The 17942-nt window shown below is 64.7% G+C and carries 20 protein-coding genes; 12 read left to right on the forward strand and 8 right to left on the reverse strand.

The features are described from left to right. From CKO40_RS11215 to CKO40_RS11235, 5 genes are all read left to right on the forward strand, one after another. The gene (locus CKO40_RS11215; RefSeq protein WP_200346301.1) at positions 1 to 666 is read left to right on the forward strand and encodes a ceramidase domain-containing protein; all 666 of its coding nucleotides are present in this window, start codon (positions 1 to 3) and stop codon (positions 664 to 666) included. Between the two features lie 10 nt (positions 667 to 676). Further along, entirely contained in the window at positions 677 to 1309 is a 633-nt protein-coding gene (locus CKO40_RS11220; protein WP_200346302.1) for a class I SAM-dependent methyltransferase, read from the forward strand. Then, the gene (locus tag CKO40_RS11225) at positions 1309 to 2853 is read left to right on the forward strand and encodes a long-chain-fatty-acid--CoA ligase (protein ID WP_200346303.1); all 1545 of its coding nucleotides are present in this window, start codon (positions 1309 to 1311) and stop codon (positions 2851 to 2853) included. Before CKO40_RS11220 ends, CKO40_RS11225 begins: the two co-directional genes overlap by 1 nt. 73 nt (positions 2854 to 2926) lie before the next feature. Next, positions 2927 to 3304, forward strand: coding sequence for a ParB/RepB/Spo0J family partition protein (locus CKO40_RS11230; RefSeq protein WP_242476983.1), 378 nt, complete (start codon positions 2927 to 2929; stop codon positions 3302 to 3304). A 142-nt stretch (positions 3305 to 3446) separates the two neighbouring features. Beyond that, positions 3447 to 3716: a hypothetical protein gene (locus CKO40_RS11235; protein ID WP_200346304.1), complete on the forward strand. Its 270-nt coding sequence runs from the start codon at positions 3447 to 3449 to the stop codon at positions 3714 to 3716. A 301-nt stretch (positions 3717 to 4017) separates the two neighbouring features. On the opposite strand, the gene CKO40_RS11240 is transcribed toward CKO40_RS11235, so the two are convergent. Then, positions 4018 to 5310, reverse strand: a complete 1293-nt coding sequence (locus CKO40_RS11240) for an ISL3 family transposase (RefSeq protein WP_200346305.1) — start codon at positions 5308 to 5310, stop codon at positions 4018 to 4020. A gap of 137 nt (positions 5311 to 5447) precedes the next feature. On the opposite strand from CKO40_RS11240, the gene CKO40_RS11245 reads away from it, so the two are divergent. Further along, entirely contained in the window at positions 5448 to 5591 is a 144-nt protein-coding gene (locus CKO40_RS11245) for a PIN domain-containing protein (protein WP_200346306.1), read from the forward strand. Positions 5592 to 5957: 366 nt separating this feature from the next. Here CKO40_RS11245 and CKO40_RS11250 read toward each other — a convergent pair whose 3' ends face one another. The 4 genes from CKO40_RS11250 to CKO40_RS11265 form a co-directional block, all read right to left on the reverse strand. Next, on the reverse strand, positions 5958 to 6161 hold the full coding sequence (locus CKO40_RS11250; protein WP_200346307.1) for a P-loop NTPase family protein: 204 nt from the start codon (positions 6159 to 6161) through the stop codon (positions 5958 to 5960). A 278-nt stretch (positions 6162 to 6439) separates the two neighbouring features. Next, positions 6440 to 6763 carry a type II toxin-antitoxin system RelE/ParE family toxin gene (locus CKO40_RS11255; protein WP_200346308.1) on the reverse strand — a complete coding sequence of 108 codons (324 nt, stop codon included), beginning with the start codon at positions 6761 to 6763 and terminating at the stop codon, positions 6440 to 6442. Next, the gene (locus CKO40_RS11260; RefSeq protein WP_200346309.1) at positions 6763 to 7023 is read right to left on the reverse strand and encodes a type II toxin-antitoxin system ParD family antitoxin; all 261 of its coding nucleotides are present in this window, start codon (positions 7021 to 7023) and stop codon (positions 6763 to 6765) included. Before CKO40_RS11260 ends, CKO40_RS11255 begins: the two co-directional genes overlap by 1 nt. 607 nt (positions 7024 to 7630) lie before the next feature. After that, positions 7631 to 7981, reverse strand: coding sequence for a c-type cytochrome (locus CKO40_RS11265; RefSeq protein ID WP_200346310.1), 351 nt, complete (start codon positions 7979 to 7981; stop codon positions 7631 to 7633). A 407-nt stretch (positions 7982 to 8388) separates the two neighbouring features. On the opposite strand from CKO40_RS11265, the gene CKO40_RS11270 reads away from it, so the two are divergent. Both CKO40_RS11270 and CKO40_RS11275 read left to right on the forward strand, forming a co-directional pair. Beyond that, positions 8389 to 9642, forward strand: a complete 1254-nt coding sequence (locus CKO40_RS11270) for a LuxR C-terminal-related transcriptional regulator (protein ID WP_200346311.1) — start codon at positions 8389 to 8391, stop codon at positions 9640 to 9642. 94 nt (positions 9643 to 9736) lie between these two features. Further along, the gene (locus CKO40_RS11275; protein WP_200346312.1) at positions 9737 to 10252 is read left to right on the forward strand and encodes a PaaI family thioesterase; all 516 of its coding nucleotides are present in this window, start codon (positions 9737 to 9739) and stop codon (positions 10250 to 10252) included. Positions 10253 to 10302: 50 nt separating this feature from the next. Here CKO40_RS11275 and CKO40_RS11280 read toward each other — a convergent pair whose 3' ends face one another. The 3 genes from CKO40_RS11280 to CKO40_RS11290 form a co-directional block, all read right to left on the reverse strand. After that, complete coding sequence (locus CKO40_RS11280) at positions 10303 to 11331, reverse strand: peptidoglycan -binding protein (RefSeq protein ID WP_200346313.1); 1029 nt, start codon at positions 11329 to 11331, stop codon at positions 10303 to 10305. Between the two features lie 10 nt (positions 11332 to 11341). Next, positions 11342 to 12247: a flagellar motor protein MotA gene (locus CKO40_RS11285; protein WP_242476984.1), complete on the reverse strand. Its 906-nt coding sequence runs from the start codon at positions 12245 to 12247 to the stop codon at positions 11342 to 11344. Positions 12248 to 12413: 166 nt separating this feature from the next. Further along, entirely contained in the window at positions 12414 to 13724 is a 1311-nt protein-coding gene (locus tag CKO40_RS11290; RefSeq protein ID WP_200346314.1) for a TRZ/ATZ family hydrolase, read from the reverse strand. A gap of 95 nt (positions 13725 to 13819) precedes the next feature. Here CKO40_RS11290 and mtnA point away from each other — a divergent pair, with 95 nt between their 5' ends. The 4 genes from mtnA to CKO40_RS24930 all read left to right on the forward strand — a co-directional run bounded on the left by mtnA (position 13820) and on the right by CKO40_RS24930 (position 17782). Next, positions 13820 to 14881, forward strand: coding sequence for an S-methyl-5-thioribose-1-phosphate isomerase (gene mtnA / locus CKO40_RS11295; protein ID WP_200346315.1), 1062 nt, complete (start codon positions 13820 to 13822; stop codon positions 14879 to 14881). Between the two features lie 123 nt (positions 14882 to 15004). After that, complete coding sequence (pgsA, locus tag CKO40_RS11300; protein ID WP_200346365.1) at positions 15005 to 15565, forward strand: CDP-diacylglycerol--glycerol-3-phosphate 3-phosphatidyltransferase; 561 nt, start codon at positions 15005 to 15007, stop codon at positions 15563 to 15565. A gap of 104 nt (positions 15566 to 15669) precedes the next feature. Further along, complete coding sequence (locus CKO40_RS11305) at positions 15670 to 16026, forward strand: hypothetical protein (protein ID WP_200346316.1); 357 nt, start codon at positions 15670 to 15672, stop codon at positions 16024 to 16026. Further along, entirely contained in the window at positions 16019 to 17782 is a 1764-nt protein-coding gene (locus CKO40_RS24930) for an aminotransferase class I/II-fold pyridoxal phosphate-dependent enzyme (protein WP_338074164.1), read from the forward strand. The genes CKO40_RS11305 and CKO40_RS24930 overlap by 8 nt, the downstream gene beginning before the upstream one ends. Positions 17783 to 17942: the final 160 nt, after the last annotated feature.

Here is a 17942-nt window from a genome sequence, read left to right on the forward strand (position 1 = left end):
ATGCTGGATTCCTACTGCGAGCGCGCCGGCGCGGCCGGACTCCTTGCCGAGCCGATCAATCTGATCACGAATGCGGCCTTCGTCGTCGCCGCGGTCTTTGCCGCTCGGCGCCTCGCCATCGAGCCCGATCTCGGACTGCGCAACGCCTGGGATCTCGGCTTGCTGGTGCTGCTGCTCGCCGCGATCGGCGTCGGCAGCGCCCTCTGGCACAGCTTCGCGACCGGCTGGGCGGTGCTCGCCGACGTCATTCCGATCACGCTCTTCATCAACCTCTACCTCCTCAGCTTCGGCTGGCGGGTGCTCAGGCTGCGGCCGCTGGCGCTGGCCGGACTCTGGCTCGGGTATCAGGTGCTGAGTGTCGGTCTGGTGGCCCTTACCGGCCCCGGATTGCTCAATGGCTCGATCGGCTATGTGCCGGCGCTCGCGTTCCTGGTCGGGTTCTGGTGGGTCTTGCGCCGGCGCGCTGATCCACTTGCACCGATGCTGTTGACAGCGTGTCTCTTGTTCGTCAGCTCGCTGACCTTCCGCACCCTCGATATCGCGGCCTGCGGGACGCTGCCAATCGGCTTGCACTTCCTCTGGCACCTGCTCAACGCGCTGCTGCTCTACCTGCTGCTCCGCGGTTTGATCGACGCTCGCCGACCCTGCGTAAGGGTCAGCCAATAGGATCGATCCAATGCGCGGAATCGAGCAAATCCCCTGGTTGTACGACCTGTCGATGCTGCTGATGCCGGGTCTGCAGCGCTGGCGACGATCGCTGGCGCGACTGGCGCGCGGCCGGGTGCTGGAGGTGGGCTGCGGCACTGGGCAGATGCTGCCGCTCTACCCCGACAGCGTCGAACTGTACGGACTCGACCCCAACGTCGATGCCCTGCTTCGCGCCCAGCGGCGTGCACCCGGGGCGAAGCTCTTGTGCGCCACAGCTGAGCACCTGCCGTTTCCCGACCAGTTCTTCGATACGCTGGTATCGAGCCTGGTCTTCTGCAGCGTGGCGGACCCCGACCGAGGGCTGGCGGAGATCCGTCGGGTGCTGAAACCGCAAGGCCGTCTGCTGATGCTGGAGCACGTCCACGCCCAAAACCACATCGGGCGCTGGGTGCTCGATACCCTGCAGCCCCCCTGGACGCGATTGACCGGTGGTTGTCACCCGAACCGGGATACCGAGACAAGGGTCGAAGGTGCCGGGTTCCATATCGAGCATGCATGCTACAAGGCGAGCGGGCTCATGCGTCACTTCGTCGCCACACCCGAGCTCAGGGCTCCGGGCAGGGCTTCGGGCAGCCTGCGGGCTTCGGCGAGGCCCTCGTGATGAGCGACCCGATCCCATCGCTGTTCCGCGCCGTTGCCGCGCGTTGGCCGGAGGCGCGGGCGGTGCTGGACGCTCCCAGAGTCTGGACCTATCGGGAGCTTGACCGCGCGAGCGACGGCGTTGCCGCCGGGCTTGCGGAGCGGGGCGTCGCACCGGGCGAGCGCGTCGCCCTCTACTGCCCGAATGGCGCCGAGTTCGTCATCTGCTATCTGGCGGTCCTGAAGTGTGGCGCCGTCGTCGTGCCGATCAACCTGTTGCAGAGTCCGCCCGCGGTGGCGTTCATGCTCGAGGACTGTGGTGTGACCGTCCTATTCCAGCACGCGCAGGTAGCAGACGCTGCCGCAGCAGCATGCGCGCAAGCGCCGACGGTCCGGCTGCGCATCGGCATCGGCCTGCCCGACAGCGACCCGGTCGACGCGCATCTGGAAACGATGTTGGAGCCTGCGGCGGCGTTGCCCGAAGCGCCCGGCGCGGACGCCGATGCCGTCATCCTCTACACCTCCGGCACCACCGGACGGCCGAAGGGCGCCGTGCTCACCCATCGGAACCTCGCCGCCAACGCCCGCGCCGTCGCCGAGGTACTCGCGTTCGATCCTGCCAGCGACCGGGTGCTGGTGGTGCTGCCGATGTTCCACGCCTTCGCCGGCACCGTCGGCATCCTGACGCCGCTGCTCTGCGGTGCGGCGCTGATCCCGGTGACCCGCTTCGACCCGCAGGTGATCACGAAGGGAATCGGCGACCAGGGTGCGACAGTCTTTCTTGGCGTACCGAGCCTCTACACAGTGCTGCTGCGGCTCGACGATGCCGCGATCGCGCGTTGGCGCAGCGTGCGCCTGTGCATCTCCGGTGGCGCTGCGCTGCCGCTGGCGACCCTGCGGGAGTTCGAGAGGCGCTTCGGCATCCCGATCCTCGAGGGGGACGGCCCCACTGAATGCGGTCCGGTCACCTGCGTGAATCCTCCGACAGGACCGCGCAAGCCAGGCTCGGTCGGTCCACCGATCCCTGGTGTCGCGATGCGGATCGCCGATGCCGAAGGCAGAACGCTGGAGGACGGCGCGCATGGCGAGGTCTGCGTGCGCGGGCCGAGCGTGATGCGGGGCTATTGGAATCTGCCCGAGGAGACCGCCGCGAGCTTCCATGCCGATCCGACCGGCCCCTGGTTTCGCACCGGCGATCTCGGCTATCGCGACGCCGACGGCTGGTTCTATCTCGTCGACCGGATCAAGGACCTGATCATCTGCAATGGGATGAACGTCTACCCGCGGGTCGTCGAGGAGGCCCTGGTGCGCCATCCGGCGGTCGCCGAGGCGGCGGTAGTCGGCGAGCCGCATCCAGTGCATGGCGAGATCCCGGTCGCCCATGTCACGCTGCTTCCGGATCAGCCGGTCGATGCCGCGTCGCTGAAGCATTGGTGCCGCGAGCAGCTCGGCCGGCATGAGATACCGCGGCGCATCGAGGTCGTCACGGCGCTGCCGCGCAATGCGGCAGGTAAGATCCTGAAGCGGGAGCTGCGCCGTAGCGGCGAGATCGAACGGGGCGTCTAGCCAATCGCCGACCGATCGGCGCCGGCTTCGCGATCCGACCCCGCACCCGAGATGGATCGCGACCTTCGACGGTATGCGCCCGATCCGTCGGCGCATTGGGCCGCCGCTGATCGTCTCCCATCATCCCGAGACCGCCGGACGCTACATGCTGATCGCCGGGGAGCGCCGCTGGCGCGCTGCTGGCAAGGCCGGCCTGACCCTGCTTCCGGTGGTCATCCGTGAACTGACCGGCGATCACGGTCTGGCGGTCCAGCTGGTCGAGAACATCGACCGCGAGGAGCTCTCGGTCATGGAGGAGGCCCTGGCCGTGGTGCGACTGCTCGACTTCGGCCGCAAGCCAAAGGAAGTCGCGGACATGCTCGGCAAGACCGCCGCCTGGGTTTCCCTGCGCAAGAAGATCGCCAAGCATCAGGCAATCCTCGAACGCTCTTTATGTGTTCCAGTTAGCTAAGCCACCAGTGCGCCCAAGAGCGCCGGCAGCAATCCCTTGCTGCTGCATTGGCTGCGCCGATTCGCTATCCTTTTTCAAGACTTGTATCCCAGCGCGGACAACGGTCATCCGGATCCTTCGCTACCCGTGGAGAGACTGAGCGATGCGCATCGATGCCGAGCTTGACCCGATTCACAGCGAGCGGCTCAAGACCTTGATGGAACGCTTGAAGCGTCCTTTGCCAGAGGTCTTGGCCGTTGCCATCGATGCCGCCTACGGCGAGCTTGCACCCGAGGGAGCAACGGAAGACTCAGCGCTTTTTGAAGCCTTGGAATCGATCGGCTTCGTCGGCTGCGTCGACGATGATCCTGATCTCTCAGCGACCTACAAGACCCGCGTCGACTTCTCCGCCAAGTCTGGCGTCAAGGCTTGATCATCGTCGACACTGGCGCTTGGGTTGGGCTTGCCAATCGGCGGGACACCGACCATGAGGCTTGCCGTCGCTTTTTTCGGACGAACCGCGAGCCCTTGGTGACGACAGTCCCGGTGCTGGTCGAGAGCGTCCATCTGTTGTACAACCGTGTCGGCGTGGATATGACCTTGGCCTGGTTCGAAACCATGCAGAGACAGGGCGTTCGCGTGATCTCGCGGCTCTTCAGGATTTCCTGTGGAAAGATAATCTTTCTATTTCAGTGCGTTAACATCGAGAGCTTGAAGGGTAATCGTGCCAACGATCAGAGGGCTCTCGGCGCCAAGCCGTTGTTTCTCCGTCCGTACAGGGCATAGCCGAAGAGGTCCAAATAGAGCCGTTGAAAGAGATGCTCACGGTTGAGCAGGCCATAGCAGCGGCGTTTAATGACTTTGATCTTGTTGTTCAGTCCCTCGACAAAGCCGCTGTTGTGCCGCTGCGGGAAATAGTTGCTGATCTCCTCTTTGTGCAGATTCAATGTCTTGAGAAAGCCATCGAAGCAACGCACCGAGCTGCGCCTCACGCGGGCGGCCCATCCGCTGAGCCGCAATTTGGCTTGCTTGCGGGTGAGGGGTTGGTTAAAGAGCGTGGTCAGCTCATCGCGCAAGTCGACGGCCTCACGCAAGCGCGGGGAGTGCGTGAACAACAGGGCCAAGACGTTGGCCTCCTCATCGGTCAAGGCATCGGGGGCTTTACGCAAGGCCCACATCGCGCCTTTGAGTTGGCGATAGGTCGCCTTCGGCAAGGTTTTCTGCAACCGCTTCAGTTCTCGCTTGCGCAAGGTCTCAACCGCTTCGCGATATAGCTTGGCGACATGGAAGCGATCGGCAACGACCCGAATTCGGCGTCCAAAGACGGCCTTGGCCGCGTTGATGAAGCCCTCGTAGAGATCGCTGCAGAGGACCTGGACCGTTTGGCGTAAGCGCTTGGGCATGCTTGATAAAAAGCCGATGACGGTCGCTTTCTGGCGGTCTTCGAGCACGCCGAGGATGTGAGTCTGATCGCCGCTCTGTCCGGTGACGATGGCAACAAAATCACGGTGGCCTTTCTTCAGGGCAATCTCATCGATGCCGATGAACTCGAGCGATGGCAACGCCTCCCAGTCGGGGGTCGTGGCGATGTGACGATCGAGCAGGCCTTGGAGGGTCTCGATCGAGACCCCTTCCTTGTGCGCAACATCACTCAAGGTGCTATTGATACAGGCGCGCAGCAGGTGCTCCTCGTACGCCTTGCTCATGCGACTACGACGGTTGAACCAGGGGACTTGCTGGGTCGTGGTCGGCCCGTCGTCACAGTCGCAGCGATCGCGCGGGAGGCGAAACCGAAGGTAAACCGGCTTGCCCAATAGGTCCAAATGGCGCACCGTCTTCCATTCACTCCAGCCATTGCGCGTGGTGATCCACTCGCCACAGCGGTGGCACGTCGTTCCCTCTTGGGTGCTGCTCAACGTGACTATGAGCTGTCCATCCCGGTCCTCAAACGCCGCTTCAATGCGGGTTTGCGGCAGCTCTAACAGTAACGCCATGGCTTGGCGAAGCGGCTCGTTGTTGGTCCCCATCTTGACGCCTGTGTCGCTGTAACTTGCTGTATAGTAAGTGTATTATACTCTACTGAGATCCTGAAGAGCCGATCTCGCTTGAGGCATCACACCTCGGCCGGGTCTCGAATTTGATGCATCGTTATCGGGATCTCCCGATGGATCTCGCCGATGCATCGCTGGTTCTTCTAGCGGAAGAATTGGGCAGCGGCCGTATCGTCTCTACCGATCAGCGCGACTTCAATGCATACCGCTGGAAGCATCGCGAACCATTCGACAATCTCTTGGACCTGAGCGGATAGTCAGAGGCCGTATTCGTAGTCTGTCCCGGAATACTCTCCTGGTGAGAACGCCCCCCGCGCGCCGGATGTTACATGTGAGACCCTGCTCTTTCTTGATCCTGCTCTTTTCTTCGGACTGCACTATGCGCAGGTCGGCCGTATCGCCAAAAGAGCACGCGATGCAGAATGCAAGACCTGAAGCCCGTCATCGACGGATAACGGATACCAATACGCGGGGATTGGGGCTGACGTTGGGCGCTCCCGAAGGTGGCGGGGCGACGGCTATATGCACGGGACAACACGTGTTGAGTGTGGTCACGGGTCGCGGGTTGACCGTCTTTGCGGGCGGTCCTCGGGGTTATCCGAGATAGAGCAAAACGGTACCGGTCATGGCGGCTCCCAATTCTGGGACCGAATCTCTAGCGGACCCAGATGCTCGTTCAGCCATAGGATCACCGGTACATCCGTCGCCGCCAGCAGCGCCATGGTCCCCTTCACCGTCTCCTCGGCATCCGGCCCGCCGGCGATCAGCGTCTGCACCACGACCCGGTGGCCCAGCTCCTGGAGCAGGGCGAAGACCCCGTTCTCCACCTCGCGGGCCTAAGCGTCTCGAAGCCGTTGCTGCCGACGTCGACCACGACCTGGCCGTCGTCCGGCGCCTCGGCGACGATCCCCACCAGGGTGTCCAAGGCTCGCGGGTCGATCCACATGGTGACTCTCAGAGTGCTTTGGGACAGGTTCAGATGCGTCGCCTTCAGCGGCGCGTACTGGAGCAGGGTCGGGTTCAGCGTATCGGTATCGATCGCCCTTGCTCCACCAGCCACTGGGTGGAGCCAACTCAACGCGAAAGATTGAGCCCGAACCCGTGGTCAGTCGGTCTCGATTCCAAACAGGCCCCACCAATCACGCGAGGCATGAAGGACGCGGATGACCGACATGCCGTCCGGCCGAGGAAGGTAGAACACCAGGTACTTCTCGAAGCCGCGAACGCGCCATTTGCGCATGTGCTTCAGAGCCGGATTGCTGAGGTTGAGATAAGCGCCGATTTGCGGTTGCTCGGCCAAGTCCGCAAAGGTGGAGCGGGCATTGGTCAGGAAGCGATCAGCGGTCTCGTCGCCGGCCGTTTCCGCCAAGTGGACGACGTGTTGGATCAGATCTCGCCGGGCGGTCGCGCGCTGATAGACACGCGCCATCAGGACGCTTGCCTTCGAGCGGCCAGTCGGGTCATGGCCTCGGCGCGGATCGCCTTCCAGTCGTCGTCGGAGAGCACAGTCTCGGTACTGCTGAGCCCCTCGAGCAGCGCCGACTCTAATGCCTGCTGGGCCTTCCGCTGCTCGTCGGCGCGGATGAGCTCACGAACATACTCGCTCGCGCTGCTGTAGCGGCCTTCTGCGATCTGTCCGTCCACGAACTCCTTCAGGGGGTCGGGCAGCGAAATGTTCATCGTCTGCATGTTGGCGCTCCGTTTCGGTTCATGCGTACATCATGGCAAAGATTGGCAATAGTTGCCAGATCGCTGCGCACTGGGATCTCCAAGCCTCCATGTGCGTCGCTGCTCAGCCGCCGAAGCGCGAAGATGGCTGTTCGCTGGATCCCAAGCCCATCCGGCGGTCGCCTTGGTCCGGGCCGGGAGCAGGATGGTCCCGAGAATCCGGTCCCGGGACTCGTGCAGGAAGGACGCCTCCGCGATGGGGCAGGGCGACGAACACCGTAGGATGCCTCTACTTGCGGATTTCCTTGACGGCATTGAGACCGACATGGCCACCGCCAGCGCCACCGAACCCTGATATCAACGTGCGAGCTCATTGCGAGGTATGAGCAAGGTAGATTGGTGGTCGAGATGGGCTCGCACGCCCGACGGATATCGTCACTCGCCTTGGTTTCCGGACAGGCTGAGCCCATCGGTGCTGAATGTCCCGGCGCTTTCTGTCGGGTGATCAGGCGGAATGGCTATACGGGGGCCGAATGCAGTCTCGGCCTCCGGTCAAGGCCCGCCGTGTCGCTGCGCAACGGCAACACGGCGGGCGTCAAGCGGGGTGCAATGGGTCGGCGCTGAGTGGCTACCGCGACGATAGCCAGCGCGCAATGCTGCGTAGGTGCTCCGAGCTTGGCGGTGCGTCGCAGCTTGCTGGCGAGTAGAAGGCCGCATGCATCAGCTTTGATTCTTCGGTTGTGCCTTTGCCGCCCAGGATCTTCGAGGCGTTCGCGTAGATCTCGGACGCTGGCTGGCCGGCCAGCTCAGGGACCATCTTGCTGACGGGCTCCTTTCCGTCGACGCCATGACAGTTGACGCAGCCGTGGAATTTGAACAGGTCCTCGCCCGACGGCGAAGCCGCGTCCTCGGCGTTGACGGGCGGCCCGCCTGCGGCGAGTGTCAATCCGAAGAGCAGGGTGAGTGCAGGTTGTTTCATGTGCGTTCTCCTCTGGTCAATTGCGCTTGTCAGCGCGGCTGGGGAGGCTGCGGAATTCGCGTTGCCTGCCATCGTCATGGCCCCGCAGCAACTTAGGCGCATGGCTGGGGTCGCGCCATAGTCAATGACACGTACCGGCCAAAGGTCAGCTTCTTGTGCTTCGTGATGCGCTGATTGCGTACCCCGAGAGGATGAAGCGGGGACCAAAGGCGGAGCGATGGCATGAGCAATGCCCAGCGCGCGTATCAGCGACGGGGAAAGGCGGTGCGCCGCGACGGCGCAGCTGAATCGGGGGTCGCTTCGTCGGTTTGTCGCGAATAGTCGCGGCGTTTTTATGGGATTTAGGGCTGGCTTTCCGCTCCGGGGGTACGATTCCCGGATCGCTGGGCCTTTCGAGCGACACCACCATGAGCCAAGACTGGATCGCCATCATCGAGTCGGCGTATCGGCTGGAGAACGACGATGATCTGTGGCTGGATCGGTTGCTCGAGCAAGCCGGCCCGCTGATCGACCATGGGATCCCTCCTGTCGCTTGGGTCTATCGTCACTCGCGAAGTCGGCGGGATCTCGTCTTTGCGCGCAGCGCCGTTTCCGAAGGCCGGCGCTGGGTCAAGCTGGCCCATGCCGGCCGCGATCCGAGGCTTCATGAACTTCTCTATGGCGAAGGGCGTTGTCTCGGCACCATCGTGCGCGACATGTTCCCCAGGCTTCCGGACGAGGAGCCGAAGTTCCGCACCGTGACAGCGGGGGCCGCTGAGGACCTTCTGCTCGCGGCGGGGCACACGGGAACGGGCGACGCCGTGGCCTTTGCGGCCTATTCGAAGACAGAAATCTCGGTCACGCGCCAACACCACAAGCGCTGGCGATGGCTCGGCGCCCACTTGGGCGCTGCACTTCGACTACGCGCGGCCTGCCGTTCGCTGAGCCTGGACGAATTCCCTGTTGAAGCCATCTGCGACCCGGACGGCCGGGTGCAGGACGCGCGCAATGTCGGGCGTGACCGCAATGCGCGCGAGCGGTTGGCCCATGCCGTGCGGGTGATGGACCGAACGCGCTGCGCGAGCAGACGGTTGCAGACTGACGAAGCGCTCGCGGCCTGGGAGGCGTTGGTCGCAGGCCGTTGGTCGCTGGTCGAACACCTCGACAGCGACGATCGGCGCTTCATCATCGCAGTCCGCAACGATCCTCACCACCCGGACCCGCGGGGACTGACGCAACGCGAACGGCAGGTTGCCGAGTATGTCGGCATGGGGCGCTCGAGCGGCGAGATCGGCTATACGCTCGGGCTTGCGCCTTCCAGCGTGACCGACTGCAGCCTGCGCGCGCAACGCAAGCTCGGCCTATCGTCCTGGACGGAGCTCGCAACCTTCTTTGCCCGCAATGGGCCGCGTGCGCGGCTAGCCGAGTGCTCCCTGAGCGGCAACCAGCTGCTCTTTGGCTCCTATCCGCGCATCCCCGAGCACGCGTTGCGGGGCTTGACCGAGGCCGAGCGGGACGTTCTGGCGGCGTTATTGGCAGGGAGCACCAACGCGGACATCGCCCGTCGTCGACGTTCATCCGAGCGCACGGTCGCCAATCAGGCGCAGTCCATCTATCGCAAGGTCGGCGTGCGCTCTCGAAACGAACTGGCCGCGAAGCTGCATGGCGCGCACGGCCGATGACCGGCGCCGTTCGCGGGAGCCGTTGGGCTCGACAGCACACCGCTGATCATGAATGGCCCCGCCACTACAGCCACTACAGCTCGTGAGGGTGTCGATGGAGATCACTTCAGTCGCCTTTATCGCGCAGGTCGGAATCACGAAGGACCGCGCAGGGCGGTTGACGCTCGACTGCGACGATTCGGTCAAGAGCCACGTCCAGACCATCCATTCCGGGGCGCTCTTCACCTTGGCGGAGGCGGCCAGCGGTGAGGCGTTGCGAGTGCGTTTCTCGGCGCTTGCCGATCAGGTCGTCCCCGTGATCCGGGATGCTGAGATCACCTACCGGCAGCCGGCAACCAGTGCGGTCACTGCGTTTCCAGCGATCAGCGATGACGCAATCCGTACGTTCGAGCAGCGCTTCGCGAGGAAAGGGCGCGCCACGATCGAGGTCGAGGTCGAGGTGACAGATCAGCGCGGCGTAGTCGTCTGCTCGGGGCGATTCAAGTGGCTCGTTTGGGAACAATCGACGACGGTTGGCGTCAGCGGCGGCTCGGCAGGACCGTTGCCTTCGCTTGGTCCGCTTCGCATCGCGAGTGACATAGCCCGCGATGCTCCCGACGACGCTGCTTGAAAGCAAATGAACATGCTGGGCAGTTCAGTCCGAGCTGGTTCGGCAATCGCCTAAGGGCTGGTCAGCTTGATCTCGATGCGGCGGTTGCGGCGGTTGGCCTCGGCATCCTGCCCTGGCACGGCGGGGCGGTGGGCGCCGAAGCCAGCGGCCACCAAGCGCTCCGGCGGCAGGCCGCGGCTGACGAGGAACTCGACGACCGACAGCGCCCGTGCGGTCGAGAGTTCCCAGTTGGATGCGTAGCGATGCCCCTCGGGCAGCGGCTGCGGATCGGTATGGCCGTCGATGCGCAGCACCCAGTCGATCTCGTCCGGGATCTGCTCGGCGACCTGCTTCAACGTTCCGGCGAGCTCGGCGAGCTGCGCTTTACCGGCCGGATTGAGCTCGGCCTCACCGGATGCAAACAGCAGCTCGGACTGGAAGACGAAACGATCTCCAGTGACGCGCACATCGGGGTTCTCGCCCAATGCCGCCTTCACGCGGCCGAAGAATTCCGACCGATAGCGCTCGAGCTCGTTGACCTGCCGCGCCAGCGCCAGATTGAGCCGCTCGCCCAGATCGGCGATCTCGGCGGCCTGCTCGGCCTTGTCCTGCTCGGCGGCCATCAGCGCGGTGGCGACCTCGTCGAGCTGGGAGCGTAGCGCGGCGATCTGAAGATTGAGCAACGCGAGCTCGTCGCGCTGCTGCGCCGTGAGCTCTTGCTGTTGTTCAAGTGCCTCTTCCCGCGAGGCAACCAACGCATCCAGTGCTTGGATGCGGAGTTGGTCGCGATCGCGGGCTGCGGCAAGCCTGTCCCGTTCATCGGTCATGGCGCCCAGTCGATCCGAGAACAGCACGACCTGCTCATTCAGCGCCTCGGCGCGTTGCTCGCTGATCCCGAGCGCCTCGCTGACCTCGGCGAGGCGATTGCTGAGCAGGTCCAACGCGAACTCCTGATCCGAGACCACTTGGCGCAGCAGGAACTGCGCTAGCGTGAAGATCAGCAGCACGAAGATCACGACCATCAGCAGCGCCGACAAGGCGTCGACGTAGCCCGGCCAGACGTTGACGGTGCGCCGGCTGCGGCGGAGACCGGAGAACATGGCGCGGGACCTAACGATCCCGGTTGGTGGATGAGGGCCCTGTAGAGGAGGGCCCTGCGGAGGAGGGCGCTGGGTTTGCGCCTTCTTGTGCCGCGAGCAGGGCTTCGAGCACCTCGCGTTGTGCGCGCAGTTCGTCGAGCAGGGCCGTCTCTGTCGCCTCGCTCATCCCGCCGGCGGTGCTGACTGCGGCGCTGCGCGCACGACCTGCACCGATCTCGGGCTCATCGATCAACTGGGTCAGCCCCGAGAGCCACTCCTCGAGATCGTTGAAGAAGCGGTTCTGTGCATGCGCCGCCTGCAGGTCCAGAAAGCCGAGCACCAGTGAGCCGCCGAGCCCGAACAGCGACGAGCTGAACGCGGTTCCCATGCCGGCCAACGGGGCCTCGAGTCCGGTCTTGAGCGTCGTGAAGACCTCGTCGACCGCGCCGCCGGAAACATCCAGCCCGGCAATCACCTGCCCGACCGAACCGACGGTGTCGAGCAGCCCCCAAAAGGTCCCGAGCAGGCCGAGAAAGATCAGCAGCCCGATCACGTAGCGCGAGATCTCGCGCGACTCGTCCAGCCGCGCGCGGATGCCGTCTAGCACCGTGCGCAGCGAGAGTGCCGAGAGCCGGAAGCGGTCCTTGCGCCGGCCGTGCAGATGGCGCGCGAGCGGCTTCATCAGGCGCGGGTGCTTCTCGAGCAGCTCGATGTTGCCGGTGCGGAAGTGCTTGATCCAGGCGATCTCCGGGTGCAGCACCATCACATGACGCACGTTGATCAGAAGCCCGATGCCGAGCACGCCGAGGATCAGGCTGTTGAAGCCCCAGTTGGCCAGAAAGGCCTCCTGCAAGGGCGCGAACAACAAGGCCACGACGCCGGCGACCACCGCTAGATAGACCGCCATCCAGAATAGGGCGTGGTTGGGATTGCTCATGCGGCCGTTGGGTGTCGCTGAAGGTCGTTGAGTGCTCTAACGCTCATGGCAAGCGCTGATGGCAAGGTGCCGCCCCGGACGATGCATCCTGCTTGATTCGCGGTGACGACAGGGCGGACAGGGGTGGATACGGCGCGCGTTGATCGTCGTCACGGGACGATGTTCGTCATTGGTCGATGCGCCAGCGCCAGCCTTGCGCGGCCTCGAGGATGGCGGGCGCCGATAGCGTGACCGGCTCGTGGTCGCGGATTACCTGCTGGCCGGCGATCCAGACCTGCGAAACCTGATTGCTGCTGGCCGCGTAGACCATCTGCGAGCAGGCATGGTAGAGCGGCTGCGTATGCGGATTGCGCAGATCCAACGCGACAATATCGGCGGCCTTGCCGAGCTCGAGCGAGCCGGTCTCGTCATCGATCCCGAGCGCCTTGGCGCCGTTCAGCGTGGCCATGCGCAGCGCGGTCTCGGCGGGAACCGCGGCCGCCGAGCCGGCGACACCCTTCGCGAGCAGCGCCGCGGTGCGCATCTCGGCGAGCAGGTTGAGGTCGTTGTTGCTGGCAGCCCCGTCGGTGCCAAGCGCAACATTGACGCCGGCGTCGAGCAACCGCGCGACAGGGCAGAAGCCGCTGGCGAGCTTCATGTTCGACTCCGGGCAGTGGATCACGTGGGTCCCGGTCTCGGCGACGCGTGCGATCTCGTCGTCCTCGAGTTGGGTCATGTGCACCGCGATCAGGCTCGGTCCGAGCAGCCCGAGCCGATCCAACCGCGCGAGCGGCCGCTCGCCGTGCGTCCGCAACGATTGCACGACCTCATCACGGGTCTCGTGGAGGTGGGTGTGGACCTGCACCTCGAGCTCGTCGCTCAGCGTGCGCACCCGCGCCAGGGGCTCCTCGGAGACGGCGTAGGTCGAATGCGGTGCGAACCCGGTGCGCACCAGCGGATGGTCGCGATACTGCTGATTCAGCTCAAGTCCACGGCGAAAATAGTCGTCGGCGTCCTGCGCGTAGCGGGTCGGGAAGTCGACCACGATCATCCCGGCAAGCGCACGCATCCCGGCCTCGGCGGTAATCCGAGCGGTCACCTCCGGATAGAAGTACATATCGTTGAAGCAAGTGATGCCACCGCGCAGCATCTCGAGCACCGCTAGGCGGGTGCCGTCGGCGACGAACTCGGTATCGACCCAGCGCCCCTCGGCCGGCCAGATGTGCTCGTGCAGCCAGGTCATCAGCGGCAGGTCGTCGGCGAGCCCGCGCAGCAACGTCATCGCCGCGTGGGTGTGCGCGTTGATCAGCCCTGGGATCAGCGCATGGCCGGGTAGGTCGACGATGCGCAGCGCCTCGACCTGCTGCTCGGCCTCGGCACGCGGCATCAGGGCGCTGATGCGTCCGCGGTCCACGCACAGACTGTGATGCTCTAGGGTGCTGTCCGCGGTATCGACCGGTAGGACCCAGTCGGCGTGAATGAGCAGTTCAGTGTGCATCGACGATCATCCTCTGCCGGTTCGGCCGATACCCCTTGAGCCGGGGGATAAAAAGGCCAAGAATGCGGCCTAACTTTGCCACAAGGGTCCGCGCCATGGAAACGTCAGCCTCACTCGTCGCGCATCCGGACAACGCCATCGTCTGGCACGATGACAATCTCTTCTTGCTCGATCAGCGCGCGCTCCCGGCGGAGACGCGCTTTCTTCTCTGCGCGAGCGCTGCCGAAACGGCGCGCGCGATCAAGGACATGGTCGTGCGTGGGGCGCCAGCCATCGGGGTGACCGCAGCCTACGGTGTCGTGCTCTCGGCGCGCGACCACTTTCAGCAGGAGCCCACCAACTGGCGGGCAGGGGTTGATCAGGACCTCGAGCTGCTCGCTGCCGCGCGGCCGACCGCGATCAATCTGTTCTGGGCGCTCGAGCGGATGCGGAGACGGCTTGCCGTGCTCGATCAGCTGGACCCGGTACCGGCGTTGCTGACCGAAGCCCAGCGCATCCACCGCGACGATGTGGCGGCGAATCAGCGCATGGGCGAGCTAGGGGCGGCATTGATCGAGACACCCACCGACGTGATCACGCATTGCAACGCCGGTGCGCTGGCCACCGGAGGCTATGGCACCGCGCTCGGCGTCGTGCGCAGCGCCCATGCCGCCGGCAAGATCGGCCGCGTCTATGCCGACGAGACCCGGCCCTGGCTGCAGGGCTCGCGCCTGACCGCATGGGAGCTGCAGCAATCGGATATCCCGGTGACGGTGCAGGCGGACAATGTCGCCGCCAGCCTGATGGCGCGCGGGGGCATCGGCTGGGTCATCGTCGGCTCGGATCGGATCGCCGCCAATGGCGACGTCTGCAATAAGATCGGCACCTACATGCTAGCGGTGCTTGCGCGTCACCACGGCGTGCGCTTCATGGTCGCGGCGCCCACCTCGACGATCGATCTGAAGGTCGGTCAAGGCGCCGATATCCCGATCGAGGAGCGTGGCGCTGACGAGGTCTTGAGCTGTGGGGGGAACCGCGTCGGCCCGGATGCGGTTGAAGCGCACAACCCGGTCTTCGATGTCACCCCAGCCGAGCTCGTCGATGTGATCGTCACCGAGCGCGGCGTGATCGAGCAGCCCGATGCCGATAAGATCGGGGCTTTGATGGCGGAGGTGTGAGGGCGCGATGCGAGCCGGTGACCGACAAATCGCGGTGACAAGGGTCGTTGATCAAGTCACCCTGACGCGGCGCGTCTTAATCGAGCGAGTCTGTGGTGGAAGTCAGTGAGCAGTCAGACACCGATGTGGAACATCCCGAACATCTTGACGTTCGTCCGGATCATCCTGATCCCGGTGTTCGTGGTGATCTTCTACCTGCCGGTGCCCTGGGCACGGCTGGTCTGCGCGCTGATCTTCACCCTGGCCGCGCTGACCGATTGGCTCGATGGCTACCTCGCTCGGCGCTGGGAACAGACCTCGCCGCTCGGAGCCTTCCTCGATCCGGTCGCCGACAAGCTGATGGTCGCGATCGCGCTGGTGCTGTTGGTCCAGGCCGAAGCGAGCGTGCTGCTGGCGTTGCCTGCGGCAGTGATCATCGGCCGCGAGATCACCGTCTCGGCGTTGCGCGAATGGATGGCCGAGATCGGCGCCCGCGCCAAGGTGGCGGTCTCGATGACGGGCAAGGTCAAGACGGCATTGCAGATGACCTCGATCGTGATGCTCATCCTGGGCGGTCCGCTCCTCGGCGTGCCGATCGAGTGGCTCGCCTTGGTGCTGCTCTACCTCGCCGCCTTGCTCACGCTCTGGTCGATGATCCTCTACCTGCGCGCGGCCTGGCCGAGCCTGCGTGGCAGCTCAGGCTGATCTCGAACGCGGGGCGATCCCGGTGGCGCTGTGTCTGACCGCACCGGGTCCGTCGTCGCTGGTCTCGAGCGCCTCTTTCCCTGATTCAACCGGTTGCAGACACGATGCAAATCGAAGCCTTCTACGAAGACGGAAGACTGGAATTCGCCCAGCCCGTTCAGCTCAAGCCGGGGCCGGTGCGCGTGATCATCGAGATCCCCGACGATCAGCTCGTCGCCTCGGCGCCGGCGTCGCGCGCCTTCGCGTCGCCGCCAGCCGAGCCGCCGCCAGCCGAGCAGCGACCAGCCGCCTCGACGGTGAGGCCCGCGGCTGCGGCTTCACCAGGATCGCTGCGGGAGGCGATCGATGCCATCCTCGCGCCCTATGCGGACCAGCTCACGCCTCGCGAGCCGCTCTCGGCGCCAGAGGCCAAGGCAGTGTGGCATGCGCACCTCGAAGCGAAGCATCTCGACCGTGGCTAAGCATCTGATCCTGGACGTCAACAGCGTCGTTGATCTGTGGCTGAACACGGGGTCCGCAGCGAGCACCGAGGCACTATTCGCTGCCGAGCAAAGCGGTCGCGCCGCGCTTTGGGTCGCAGCGACCTCGCTGGCAACGCTTGACTCTGTCGCCCGTCAGGCCTTCAAGCGCCGGGGCTTGAAGCCGGAGGATGCTGCCGCTGTCGTGTCGCGACTCATGACGCTGCTGCTGCAGCGCGTCTCGGTGCTGACGGCGCATGGCTTCGAGCAGGCCGAGCTGTACGCGCGCGCGCGCGATTTCGAGGATGCCCAGATCGCCGCCGCCGCGCGGAGCTTGGGCGGTCAGGCGGCCTGCATCGTCACCGAGGACAGGCGTTTCGACGCCGTCGACGAGGTCACCTGTAAGACGCCCGCCCAAGCGCTGCAATGGCTGCAACAGGAGGAGCGTTCGCCTGCCGAGCGCGGCGCAGCGATCCCGTTCATCGATCTGGCTACGCAACAGGCCCTGTTGCGTCCGCAGCTCGAGCGCAATCTCGAAAGTGTCCTGCGCCACGGTCAATACATCCTCGGCCCCGAGGTACGCGAGCTCGAGGAGCGCCTCGCAACCTATACCGGCGCCAGGCACTGCGTCACCGCCGCCAGCGGCACCGATGCGCTGCTGATCAGCCTGATGGCGCTCGGCATCGGCCCTGGCGACGAGGTCATCACAACGCCGTTCACCTTTGTCGCCACGGTCGAGGTCATCGTGCTGGTTGGGGCCACGCCGGTCTTCGTCGATATCGAACCCGATACCTGCAACCTGGACGTCCGCCTGCTCGAGGCCAAGATCACCGACAACACCAAGGCGATCATGCCAGTGAGCCTCTATGGTCAGCCGGCGGAGATGGATGCGATCAATGCGGTCGCCGCGCGGCACGGCAACATTCCGGTCATCGAAGACGCTGCCCAAAGCTTCGGCGCCGAATACAAAGGCCGCAAGAGCGGCGCCTTGAGCATGATCGGCTGCACGAGCTTCTTCCCAAGCAAGCCGCTGGGCGGCTACGGTGATGGCGGGGCGATCTTTACCAGTGACGACGCCATCGCCCAGGCCTGCCGCGAGATCCGCGTCCATGGCCAGAGCGCGCGCTATGTGCATGGGCGCGTCGGCATCGGCGGCCGGATGGATAGCCTGCAGTGCGCCGTGGTGCTGGCCAATCTCGAGCGGTTCGACCAGGATATCGCTCAACGCCAGGCCGTCGCTTGGCGCTACCATCAGCTCTTGAGCTCCGAGACGGGTCCGTCGCGTTCGCGAGCCGCGGCGGCGCAGCAGAGAGTCGGCACTCAAACCTCCAGCGTTGACGACGGCTCACGGCCGCAGTCGCCGAACGGCCGGCAAGGGTCTCGACCGGAAGCGGGGCCATTGGCAAGCAGGCAAGGCAGCCCCAGCAACGCAGTGCTCACCGGCGATCCGCTGGCGCCTTTCGATCGCGCCTATCGGCTGCTGCCTTGGCCGGGCGAAGATCGCACGAGCGTCTTTGCTCAATACAGTCTGCTCGTCGAGGACCGCGATGCGATGCAGGCTAGGCTCAAGGCTGAAGGTATCCCGACAGCTGTCCACTATCCGATGCCGATGAATCAGCAGCCGGCCTATGCGCACCACTGCTGCCCCGAGTGCACACCGATCGCAGCGGCCGTTTCCGCTCATATCATGAGCTTGCCGATGCACCCGCATCTTGGCTTGGCCGAGCAGGAGCGCATTGCGCGGGCGCTTGTTGATTGATCATTCAAGCGCCTTGGGTAGAGATTGCCAGCTCGCTTGAGGTCCGGTCAGCGACCATGCACGCATGCCATTGCCTGTATCAAGCTAAGGTAGAATCCTGGGTGTGAGATGCGCCTCGAAGCCACTCGGTGAGTGCGGGCGCCCTATTTTGAGAACGTTG

Source organism: Halochromatium glycolicum (assembly GCF_016584085.1).
Classification (GTDB): domain Bacteria; phylum Pseudomonadota; class Gammaproteobacteria; order Chromatiales; family Chromatiaceae; genus Lamprobacter; species Lamprobacter glycolicus.